General features: G+C 69.7%; 11 protein-coding genes. 5 read left to right on the forward strand and 6 right to left on the reverse strand.

Features of this window, described 5'->3' with window-relative positions:
• Positions 1 to 11: 11 nt before the first annotated feature.
• Together DQW85_RS05700 and DQW85_RS05705 are read right to left on the reverse strand one after the other, a co-directional pair.
• Positions 12 to 434 carry a roadblock/LC7 domain-containing protein gene (locus DQW85_RS05700; RefSeq protein ID WP_113699362.1) on the reverse strand — a complete coding sequence of 141 codons (423 nt, stop codon included), beginning with the start codon at positions 432 to 434 and terminating at the stop codon, positions 12 to 14.
• Complete coding sequence (locus DQW85_RS05705) at positions 431 to 3,271, reverse strand: sensor histidine kinase (protein WP_113699363.1); 2,841 nt, start codon at positions 3,269 to 3,271, stop codon at positions 431 to 433. Before DQW85_RS05705 ends, DQW85_RS05700 begins: the two co-directional genes overlap by 4 nt.
• A 455-nt stretch (positions 3,272 to 3,726) precedes the next feature.
• Here DQW85_RS05705 and DQW85_RS05710 point away from each other — a divergent pair, with 455 nt between their 5' ends.
• The 5 genes from DQW85_RS05710 (at position 3,727) to DQW85_RS05730 (ending at position 8,654) form a co-directional block, all read left to right on the forward strand.
• Positions 3,727 to 4,722 (forward strand): ABC transporter substrate-binding protein, encoded by a 996-nt coding sequence (locus tag DQW85_RS05710; protein WP_113699364.1) that lies wholly within the window; start codon positions 3,727 to 3,729, stop codon positions 4,720 to 4,722.
• Complete coding sequence (locus DQW85_RS05715; RefSeq protein WP_113699365.1) at positions 4,719 to 5,543, forward strand: ABC transporter permease; 825 nt, start codon at positions 4,719 to 4,721, stop codon at positions 5,541 to 5,543. The genes DQW85_RS05710 and DQW85_RS05715 overlap by 4 nt, the downstream gene beginning before the upstream one ends.
• Entirely contained in the window at positions 5,540 to 6,316 is a 777-nt protein-coding gene (locus DQW85_RS05720) for an ABC transporter permease (RefSeq protein WP_113699366.1), read from the forward strand. Before DQW85_RS05715 ends, DQW85_RS05720 begins: the two co-directional genes overlap by 4 nt.
• Positions 6,317 to 6,325: 9 nt before the next feature.
• Positions 6,326 to 7,783 carry a dihydroorotase gene (locus DQW85_RS05725; RefSeq protein WP_113699367.1) on the forward strand — a complete coding sequence of 486 codons (1,458 nt, stop codon included), beginning with the start codon at positions 6,326 to 6,328 and terminating at the stop codon, positions 7,781 to 7,783.
• 88 nt (positions 7,784 to 7,871) lie between these two features.
• Positions 7,872 to 8,654 (forward strand): ABC transporter ATP-binding protein, encoded by a 783-nt coding sequence (locus DQW85_RS05730; protein WP_205314905.1) that lies wholly within the window; start codon positions 7,872 to 7,874, stop codon positions 8,652 to 8,654.
• 81 nt (positions 8,655 to 8,735) lie between these two features.
• On the opposite strand, the gene DQW85_RS05735 is transcribed toward DQW85_RS05730, so the two are convergent.
• The 4 genes from DQW85_RS05735 to DQW85_RS05750 form a co-directional block, all read right to left on the reverse strand.
• Positions 8,736 to 9,266 (reverse strand): GTP-binding protein, encoded by a 531-nt coding sequence (locus DQW85_RS05735; RefSeq protein WP_240196950.1) that lies wholly within the window; start codon positions 9,264 to 9,266, stop codon positions 8,736 to 8,738.
• Between the two features lie 28 nt (positions 9,267 to 9,294).
• On the reverse strand, positions 9,295 to 9,696 hold the full coding sequence (locus DQW85_RS05740; RefSeq protein ID WP_109524964.1) for a DUF742 domain-containing protein: 402 nt from the start codon (positions 9,694 to 9,696) through the stop codon (positions 9,295 to 9,297).
• Between the two features lie 26 nt (positions 9,697 to 9,722).
• On the reverse strand, positions 9,723 to 10,145 hold the full coding sequence (locus DQW85_RS05745; RefSeq protein ID WP_109524965.1) for a roadblock/LC7 domain-containing protein: 423 nt from the start codon (positions 10,143 to 10,145) through the stop codon (positions 9,723 to 9,725).
• Positions 10,142 to 10,388 (reverse strand): hypothetical protein (locus tag DQW85_RS05750; RefSeq protein ID WP_162794757.1); only part of this gene is annotated, 247 nt, incomplete at its 5' end. The genes DQW85_RS05745 and DQW85_RS05750, both read right to left, overlap by 4 nt.

Raw genomic sequence — 10,388 nt, forward strand, 5'->3', positions numbered from 1 at the left:
GGACACCTGCATCACCTGGACTGGCTCGCGCGGAGCTCCGCGCGCACCGCCGGAGTGAGCACCTGACCCGCACGGTCCACCATCAGCGTCATCTGATACGCCACCAGGCCCATGTCACAGTCAGGCGCCGCCAGCACCGCCAGGCACGAGCCATCGCTGATCGACATGATCAACGTCAGCCCGTGCTGCATCTCCACGATCGTCTGATTGACCGCACCACCCTCGAACACCCGGGCCGCGCCCTGCGTCAGGCTCACCAGCCCCGACGCGATCGCGGCCAACTGATCAGCCCGATCCGCCGGAAACCCCGCCGACGCCGCCAACGGCAGACCATCGGACGAAACCACCACCGCATGCGCCACACCCGGAACCGTGCTCACGAAATCAGTGATCAACCAATCGACCCCGCGCGCAGCATGGCTCAGATCCCTCACGCCCCCTCCTCTCCGCTGTCGCCGTTCTTCGGACCGGTCGGGTACGACTTGCCGTCGCTGATGTCGTCCCTGGCGGCCCGGAAGCCCTGCTGGAAACTCGACAGGCGGCTGCGCACCCGGTCGGGCGACACCGACGGCACGGGTGTCACCCCCTTGGGCGCGGACACCGTGTCCGCCGATCCGGGCACCAGGTTGGCCTTCGGCACCCGCTTCGGCAGGCCCGACGCCGTCGCGCCGTCCCGCACCGGCTCCACCACCGCCTCCGCCGCGCTCCACCCCACGTCGGCCTTGGCGGAGTCCCAGCTCGCGCCGTTGGCGAACCAGGCCGACTCGACCGCGGCGAAGATCGGCAGGTAGTCGTCGCCGCCGGAGGGCGGGGTGCTGACCCGGGGGATGGGGCCGGTGGCCGCCTGGTCGGTCTCCGGGAAGTCGTGCCGGGGCGGGCGGGACGGCGGCCGGCTGGAGCGATCACCGAGACGATCACTGAGACGGCCTCCCATGGGGTCCCCGCGAAGGTCGCCGCGCGGGCCGCCCCGGGGGTCGCCGCGCAGGTCGCTCCGGGGGTCGCCGAGAGGATCGCCGATGGGGGCACCGTGGTTCCACGGCGGCCGCTCGTCGAGGGGCGGCCGCCGGGGCATCCCGTTGGCGTCGCCACCCCAGCCGCCCGGGGGACGTCCGGCAGGCGGCGGGGACATCCAGCCGTCATGCTGGCCGGAGTGGTCGGCGCGGGTGTCGGAGGGCCAGCCGCCGGTGTCGGAGGGCCACTGGGGCATCGACGGCCAGGCGCCGTTCGCCTCCGCCGGCTGCGACGGGTAGGAGGGGTGGCCGGGGCCCATGTGGTAGGTGGCCTCCGGCCAGTGCGGCGCGGGAGACGGCTGCGGCCCGCGGAAGGCGTCCTCGAGTGCGGGGCCCGTCGAGCCGGTGTAGGCGGGCGAGGGCATGCCGAGCATCGCCTCCGGCAGCAGCACCATGGCGGTCAGCCCACCGGACGCGTGCGGGCGGAGCTGCACCCGGATGCCGTGCCGGTGCGCCAGCCTGGCGACCACGAACAGGCCCATCCGGCGGGAGACCGACACGTCCACGAGCGGGGCGTCGCTGAGCCGCTCGTTGGACTGCGCCAGCTCCTCGTGGGTCATGCCGATGCCGGAGTCCGTGATCGACAGCATGACGCCGCCGCCGTCGATCCGGCTGCCGGAGACGGTGACGCGGGTCTCGCGCGGGGAGAAGGACAGGGCGTTCTCCACCAGCTCGGCCAGCAGGTGGATGACGTCGTTGACCGCCTGACCCGCCACCGAGACACCGTCAGGCACCTGGAGAACGACACGTTCGTAACTCTCCACCTCCGACAGCGACGCACGCGCCACATCCACCAGCTTCACCGGCTGACTCCACCGCCGCGGCGGATCCTGCCCCGCCAGCACCAGCAGATTCTCGCTGTTACGACGCATACGAGTCGCCAGATGATCCAGCTTGAACAGGTTCGCCAACCGGCTCTCGTCCTGCTCCCCCTGCTCCAACCCATCGATCAACGTGATCTGCCGCTCCACCAACGTCTGACTCCGCCGCGACAGGTTCACGAACATCGCATTCACATTGCTCCGCAGCCGCGACTCCTCACCCGCCAACCGCACCGCCTCACGATGGACCTCATCGAACGCCCGCGCCACCTCACCGATCTCATCCTCGGAATCCACACCGATCGGCTCGACCTCGACCCGCGCGGTGCTGGTGTCCGACTCGCGCAGCCGCTGCACGGTCTCGGGCAGGCGGCGGCCCGCGACCAGCAGCGCCTCGCGGCGCAGCCGGCGCAGCGGGCCGCTCAGCGAGCGGGCCATGAGCGCGGTGATCAGCAGCACGAGGACCAGCAGCGCCACGATGGCGATCGCGAAGATCATCGCGCCCTGCTGCTCGGTGGCCTGGACGTCCTGGCTGCGCAGCAGGATGGAGTCGGCGACCTGCTGCTCGACCTGGCGCATGCCGTCGATGGTCTCGGTGACGGCGCCGAACCAGACCTGCCCGTCAGGGGTGAGTCCGAGCACCGTGTCGGTGAGGGGCTGGCCGGCGTCCTGCAGGGCGAGGGCGCGCGCCTGGATCAGCTCCGCGCGGTCGACCGCCTGTCCGCTGACCGTGTCGTCGTAGGCCTGTCGCAGGGCCAGCGGCACCTCGGCCCGGAACGTGGACAGCTCGCTGTTGCGCTGCGCGCGGGCGGCGATGAAGGCGTCCAGCTCGTCCTCGCCGAACCGGCCGACGGCCAGCGCGGAGACCAGCAGCGCCCGCTGCCGCGACACGTACTGCTTGGCCCTGGACAGGGCGGCGAAGCCCGCGACGCTGTCGGTGAGCTCCTTGTCGACGGCGCCCTGGTCGATGTTGTCGTTGATCGCCAGGAAGTCGGAGATGGACCGGTCGTAGAGCTCGATGACCGAGGCGACGTTGAGCCTGGACTCGACCGCGGTCCGGCGGGAGTTGGGCAGCTCGTCGAACCGGTTCTGGACGCGCACGGCCTCGGCGCGCAGGGGGCTGTCGGAGGCGGCCAGGGCGGCGACCGCACCGCGCGCCTCGGCGACGAGCCGGTCGACGGCGGAGTACTGCGCGGTGACCTCCGTGCTGTCGCCCTTGCGGCCCTGGGCGACGAACATGGCGGTGAGGTCGCGTTCGAGCTCGATCTGGTGGGCCAGCTCGGTCAGCCTGGCGGCCAGGGCGGCGGTCTGTTTGACCCGCTCGTACTCGGTGGCGCTGCTGAGGGACGAGGTCACGCGTAGCCCGCCGAGGATGAGCGCGGCCACGGTGGGGATGACGATCAGGACCAGGAGCTTCGTGCGTACGCGCCAGTTGCGCACGAACCCGCCGGTGCCCTTGGCGCGCCCGGCCCGTGAGGGCGGCGGCCCGGTCGTGGCGTGAGGTGACGGGAAGGCGGACTCCTCCGGCGGTAATCCGGAGTCCCCGCTTGCAGGGGGCAATGTTCTTCTCACTGGCCTCCGCAACCTCTCCTCGAGATGGTCCGAAACCCTTATTTATGTTCAACAAATAATCGGTCGACCGCCGCAAATGCCGCGGTCAATCGATCATCCGCATATGTCCCTACGTCCTGACAGTAGCCAGACGTCCGCGATGAACGCCAGCCATATCACCACCTAATATCCGGACATACCTCCATAGAAACAGTGCGATCGAAACTTGGCCATATATATTGATAATTTCCAGAATCGGGGGATCATGCGCAAGGGTTGGCTGCACTCGGGTGCGACGGTCGTCGATCCGGTCGTCGAGCACCCCCGTTCAAAGGAGACGCGACATGAGGCTCGGCGCACCAGGGCGCATCGCCCTGATCGGACTTGCGGTCACCCTTGCCATTACGGGGTGTTCCAGCACGGATGGCAAGCCCGGTGGCGCGACCAACGCCGGCGGGCTGGAGAAGACCAGCCTGCTGATCGGCCAGTACCCGGGGGCCGACTCCGCCCCCCTCTTCATCGCCATCGAGCGCGGCTTCTTCAGGGAGCAGGGCCTCAACGTCAAGACCGAGGCCATCCAGGCGCCCCAGGCCGTGCTGCCCAAGCTGTCCAACGGGAGCATGGACGTGGTGCTGGGCAGCTACGCCACCATCCTGACGATCCAGAGCGAGGGCTCTGAGAAGTTCAAGTACATCGCCGACTCCTACCAGGGCGCGGCCGGCGCGTTCGGCGTGATGGTGGCCAGGAACTCCCCGATCAAGAAGGTGGCCGACCTCAAGGGCAAGAAGATCGGCGTGAACGCGCTCAAGGGCCTGGGCGTCCTGACGATGAACCCCCACCTGAAGATCGCCGGACTTGACCCGACGCCGGGGAAGGACATCCAGTACGTCGAGGTGCCGACCACCAACTGGCTGCAGTCGCTGGAGAAGGGCGACGTGGACGCGGTCTGGATGACCGACCCCTACGTGAGCGAGGCCAAGAACAAGCTCGGCGCGACCATGCTGGTCGACACCATGTCCGGCCCGACCGAGAGCCTGCCGATCACCGGCTGGGCGGCCACCGAGAAGTGGGTGGCCGAGAACCCCAAGACGATGGCCGCCTTCCAGCGCGCCATGGCCAAGGCGCAGAACATCGCCGCCACCGACCGCAGCGCCGTCACGAAGATCCTGCCGACCTTCACCAAGATCCCCGCTGAGACGGCCGCGACCATCAACCTCGGCAACTACCCGACCACGCTCAGCGCCCAGCGCATCCAGCGCGTCGCGGACCTGATGCTGGAGTACGGCTTCCTCAAGCAGCAGATCAACGTCGACTCGATGATCGTGCCCTTCAAGGGATGACCGCTGAGACGACGCCGGCGCGGGCGGGGCAGCCGAATCAGGGACGCCCGAGTCCCTCCCGGGCCAGGCGGGGGAAGCTCCTCCGCCACGCCGTCGGCGTGGCGGCCTTCCTGCTCGTCTGGGAGCTGGCCGCACGGGCCGGCCTGCTCCCGTGGCTGCCGGCCGCCTCGGCCTCGCTCGCCCGGGTGGCCGAGCTCGCCTTCGACCCCGCCTTCGCCGGCGACCTGCTCTCCACGCTCACGGCCGCAGCCGCCGGGCTGCCGCTGGCCGTGCTGGTCGCCGTGCCGATCGGCCTGCTGCTCGGCACGGTACCGGCGGTGGAGGAGACCACCCGCGCGATCGTCGAGTTCCTGCGGCCCATCCCCTCGGTCGCGCTGATCCCGCTGGCCCTGTTCTTCTTCCAGCCCGAGATCAACGCCAAGGTGGCGCTGATCGTCTACGCTGCGTCCTGGCCCATCCTGATCAACACCCTGTACGGCGTGCGCGACGTGGACCCGGTCGCCACCGAGACGCTGCGCTCGTTCGGCTTCGGCTCGGCGGCGGTCATCTGGCGGGTCTCGCTGCCCAGCGCGGCGCCGTTCATCTACACCGGGATCCGGCTGGCGGCCTCGATCACGCTCATCCTCGCCATCAGCGTGGAGTACTTCGTGGGCGGCTCGGGCGGCATCGGCGCGTTCCTGATCCAGGCGAGCACCGGGATCGGCGCCGACGCGATGCTCGACGTGATCGCCACCCTGGTCTGGGCCGGCCTGGTCGGACTCGCCGTCAACGTCCTGCTGCTGCGCGCCGAGCGCCGCCTGTTCAGGTGGCGGCACGCATGATCCGGATGCTCTTCCGGCGGCTCTGGCTGATCCCAGTCGTCCTGGCCGGCTGGGAGTGGCTCGCCCGGGCCTGGGCCAACCCGTTCCTGCCCCCGCCGACGCGCATCGCCTCCTGGATGCGCGAGCAGTGGTTCTCCGGCCCCCTGCTCCTCACCGAGCAGGCGGTGGACAACTTCGTGCCCAGCCTCGTGCGGGTGGTCGGGTCGTGGAGCGCCGCCGTGGTCATCGGGATCACGCTGGGCGTCGCGATCGGACGGATCGGACGGCTGGCCGACTACGTCGACCCGCTCGTGGAGTTCGGCCGCGCCGTGCCGCCGCCCGCGATGCTCCCGGTCTTCCTGGTCCTGTTCACCATGGGCACCCAGGTCCAGGTGGCGACCATCGTCTTCGGCATCATCTGGCCGATCCTGCTCAACTCGATCGACGGCGCGCGGGGCGTCGACAGCATGCAGATCGAGACCGCGACCGTCTTCGGCGTGCCCGCCCACCTGCGGCTGTTCCGGATCATCCTGCCCGCCGCGTCCCCGAAGATCTTCGCCGGTCTGCGGCTGAGCGTCTCCCTGGCGCTCATCCTGATGGTCATCTCCGAGTTGAAGGGCAGCACGGACGGGATCGGCTACCTCTTGAGCGTGGCCAGCAACAACGCCGACATGCCGGGCATCTGGGCCGGTGTGGTGGTGCTCGGGGTACTCGGGTTCGCGCTCAACTCCCTGTTCCTCATGATCGAGCGCCGCATGCTCGGCTGGCACCGCGGCGCCCGCCGTACCGCTTAGGAGGCGGACGTGACGGACCTGCTCCTGAAGAACGTGCGCGTCGTGACGCACGAGCGGAACCACCCCGTCGCGGCGGACATCGCCGTGACCGGCGGGCGGGTCGAGCAGGTCGCGCCCGGCCTGTCCGGCGAGGGCGTGCCCGAGGTGATCGACGGCTGCGGCCGGCTGGCCTTCCCCGGCGTCGTGGACGCCCACCAGCACTGGGGCATCTACAACCCGCTCCGCGACGACGCGTCCACCGAGAGCAAGGCCGCGGCGCAGGGCGGCGTCACCACCGCCCTCACCTACATGCGGACCGGGCAGTACTACCTGAACCGGTCCGGCCCGTACGCCGACTTCTTCCCCGAGGTGCTCCGGCTGGCCGAGGACCGCGCCTTCGTCGACTACGGCTTCCACCTCGCGCCCATGTCGAGCGGCCACATCGGCGAGCTGCCCGACCTGGTGGAGCGGTTCGGGGTGCCGTCGTTCAAGATCTTCATGTTCTACGGCGGGCACGGGCTGCACGGCCGCTCGGCCGACCAGAGCGGGTTCCTGATGCTGCCCGAGGGCGAGCGCTACGACTACGCCCACTTCGAGTTCGTGATGCGCGGCGTGCAGGCGGCGCGCGAGCGCTTCCCCGAGCTGGCCGGCGAGATCTCCCTGTCGCTGCACTGCGAGACCGCGGAGATCATGACGGCCTACACCAAGCTGGTGGAGGAGTCCGGAGAGCTGACCGGGCTGGCCGCCTACAGCGCCTCGCGGCCGCCGCACTCCGAGGGGCTGGCCGTGTTCGTCGCCTCCTACCTCGCCCACGAGACCGGCCTGGGCAACGTCAACCTGCTCCACCTGTCCTCGCGCAAGGCGCTCGACGCCGCGGTGCGGATGGCGGGGACGTTCCCGCACATCGACTTCCGCCGCGAGGTCACCATCGGCCACCTGCTCGCCGACATCGACACGGCCAACGGGCTCGGCGGCAAGGTGAACCCGCCGATCAGGCCGCGCGAGGACGTCGAAGCGCTGTGGGAGTACGTGCTCGACGGCGCCGTCGACTGGGTGGTGAGCGATCACGCCTGCTGCCGCGAGGAGCTCAAGTTCGGCACGCCGGCCGACGACGTGTTCGTGGCCAAGGCCGGTTTCGGCGGCGCGGAGTACCTGCTGCCCGGCCTGATCACCGAGGGCCGCCGCAGGGGCCTGTCGTACGGGCGGATCGCCGAGCTCACGTCGTGGAACCCCGCCCGCAGGTACGGCCTGCGGGCCAAGGGGACGATCGCCCCCGGGTTCGACGCCGACATCTGCCTGGTCGATCCGGACAGCACCTGGACCGTGCGGGCGGCGGAGTCGGAGTCGTCCCAGGAGTTCACGCCGTTCGAGGGCTTCGAGCTGACGGCGAAGGTCACGGACACGTTCGTGCGCGGCCACCACGTGCTCGACACCGGCAAGATCGTGGGCAGCCCGGTGGGCCGCTACGTCCCCAGGCCGATGGGCTGACCGAGTATGAGCGTCCTCATGTTCATAGATCACGGCCTTCGGTAAAGTCGAGCTGTAATCTCAGGATTTCCCGCCCTTAGGACATGAGTTGCTCGAGATAGACAACCTCACACACGTGTACGGGCCCGGCAGCCCGAATGAGCACCACGCCATCGACGGGCTGAAGCTGAGTGTCGCCGCGGGCGAGCTCCTGTGCGTCGTCGGCCCCTCGGGGTGCGGGAAGTCGACGCTGCTCCGCTCCATCGCGGGGCTAATCAAGCCGACGGGCGGCGAGATCCGGGTCGACGGCAAGCTGGTGCGCCAGACGCCCGACAATCTGGCCGTGGTCTTCCAGGACTACAGCCGGTCGCTGTTCCCCTGGATGTCGGTGGCCGACAACGTGGCGCTGCCGCTGCGCCGCCGGGGCATGGACAAGCGGCAGAGGCGCGAGGCCGCCCAGGAGGCGCTGGAGTCGGTGGGCCTGGCGGAGGCGGGGCGGAAATACCCGTTCCAGCTCTCCGGGGGCATGCAGCAGCGGGTGGCGATCGCCCGCGCGCTGGCCTACCGGCCGTCGTTGATGCTCATGGACGAGCCGTTCGGTTCGGTGGACGCGCAGACCCGCGAGGACCTCGAGGACCTCGTGCTGAAGGTGCGCGGCCACCACCGGATGACGATCGTGCTCATCACCCACGACATCGACGAGAGCGTGTACGTGGGCGACCGGGTCGTCGTGCTGTCGAAGGCGCCCGCGCACGTGGTCGGCGACCTGAAGGTGGACCTCCCGGCGCCCCGCGACCAGATCACCACGCGCGAGCACCCCGACTTCGTGCGCCTGCGCGGCGAGGTCGGCCGGCTCGTGCGCGGGGTGGACGCGCCCGCCGCCACCGCCTGACACCGGTGTCGGCCTGAGGGCCCGAACGCCGGTGCCGCCGGACGGTGGTCCGGCGGCACCTGGACGTGCGGGTGGGCGCCGTCAGGCCGGCGCGTGCATGTGGCGCGTCAGCGCGTGCTCCACCAGCGTGATGAGCGTGCTCTTCACCGACTCGCGCATCCGCGCGTCGAGGCGGACGACCGGAATGTGCGAGCCGAGCGACAGCGCCTCCCGGATCTCGTCGTCCTGGTGCGAGAACTGCCCGTCCCAGCCGTTGATGCCGATGACGAACGGCAGCTTGGCCTCTTCGAAGTAGTCGATCGCGGGGAAGCTGTCGGCCAGCCGCCGGGTGTCCGCCAGCACGACGGCTCCGATCGCGCCGCGCACCAGGTCGTCCCACATGAACCAGAACCTGTGCTGCCCGGGCGTGCCGAACAGGTAGAGGATCAGGTCGCGATCGAGCGAGACCCGGCCGAAGTCCATGGCCACGGTCGTCGTGGTCTTGTTGGGCGTGAGCGAGACGTCGTCGACGCCGGCCGAGGCGTCCGTCATCACGGCCTCCGTGGTGAGCGGCAGGATCTCGGAGACCGCGCCCACGAACGTCGTCTTGCCCACGCCGAAACCGCCGGCCACGACGATCTTCGTCGATGTTAGGCCGGCGCTAGAGCCTGCGAAGTCCACTGAGCACCCTTTCGAGCAAGTTGATGTCCGGCTTTCCCGCGTCCAGCGCAGGCTGGTGCACGCGGATCAGGCCCTCGGACGCCATGTCGGCGATCAGCACCCGCACTACCCCGAGAGGCTGGCGGAGGAGTGCGGAGATCTCGGCGATCGACCTGACGTTCCGGGTCAGTTGAATGATCGCCTGATACTCCGGACTCAGCAGAGATATGTCTTGGTATTCCGACGTCACGGAGGACACCAGAGCCTCCATGGCGAACTTCATCCGCGGCGCCGTGCGCCCCCCGGTCACGGCATAGGGCCGTACGAGGGAGCTCGACTTCTGCGGACGTGGAGCCGCCGAATGCGGCGGAGTGCTATCACCAGCCCAACCCTGACCTGACACTATGTTCTCCTGTCACCGCCACCCGGCTAACGGGGGCGGGCCGCCTGCAGCTCGGCACGTACGGCCGGCGTCAGGACCTGCCCCGCGCGCTCGACCAGCAGCGTCATCTGATAGGCCACCAGGCCCATGTCACAGTCGGGCGCGGCGAGCACAGCCAGGCAGGAACCGTCGCTGATCGACATGATCATCAAGAGACCGCGCTGCATCTCGATGACGGTCTGCGTCACCAATCCGCCCTCGAAGACGCGCGCCGCTCCCTGCGTCAGGCTGATGACACCCGAGGCGACCGCGGCCAGCTGGTCGGCGCGGTCCTTCGGGAAACCCTCGGAGAAGGCCAGCGGCAAACCGTCGGACGACACCACGACGGTGTGCGCGACACCAGGCACGTTGTTCACAAAGTCAGTGATCAGCCAGCTGATGCCACGTGCTCCCTGGCTCATTTCTCTCATTTGTCCTCCTCATTCTCTTCTCCGCGGGTGAACGCGCGGCCTTGTCGAACACCCTGCTGGAAGCTGGAGAGCCTGCTGCGCAACCGATCGGGGGAGATCTGCGGCGCCGGTGACGTGGCTGGCGGTTCGGCCAGGCTGGCGGTGCCCGGCACGAGGTTGGCCTTGGGCACGCGGCGCGGCAGGCCCGAGGACGTGACGCCGCCCTGCGCGGGCTCGGCGGCCGCCTGCGCGGCCTGCCACCCG

The sequence above is a fragment of the Nonomuraea lactucae genome (assembly GCF_003313395.1).
Taxonomy (GTDB): domain Bacteria; phylum Actinomycetota; class Actinomycetes; order Streptosporangiales; family Streptosporangiaceae; genus Nonomuraea; species Nonomuraea lactucae.

Excerpts from the sequence above, each read along its gene's own strand:
- DQW85_RS05710 (WP_113699364.1), top strand. The coding sequence starts at position 3,727 with ATGAGGCTCGGCGCACCAGGGCGCATCGCCCTGATCGGACTTGCGGTC.
- DQW85_RS05715 (WP_113699365.1), top strand. The coding sequence starts at position 4,719 with ATGACCGCTGAGACGACGCCGGCGCGGGCGGGGCAGCCGAATCAGGGA.
- DQW85_RS05720 (WP_113699366.1), top strand. The coding sequence starts at position 5,540 with ATGATCCGGATGCTCTTCCGGCGGCTCTGGCTGATCCCAGTCGTCCTG.
- DQW85_RS05745 (WP_109524965.1), bottom strand. The coding sequence starts at position 10,145 with ATGAGAGAAATGAGCCAGGGAGCACGTGGCATCAGCTGGCTGATCACT.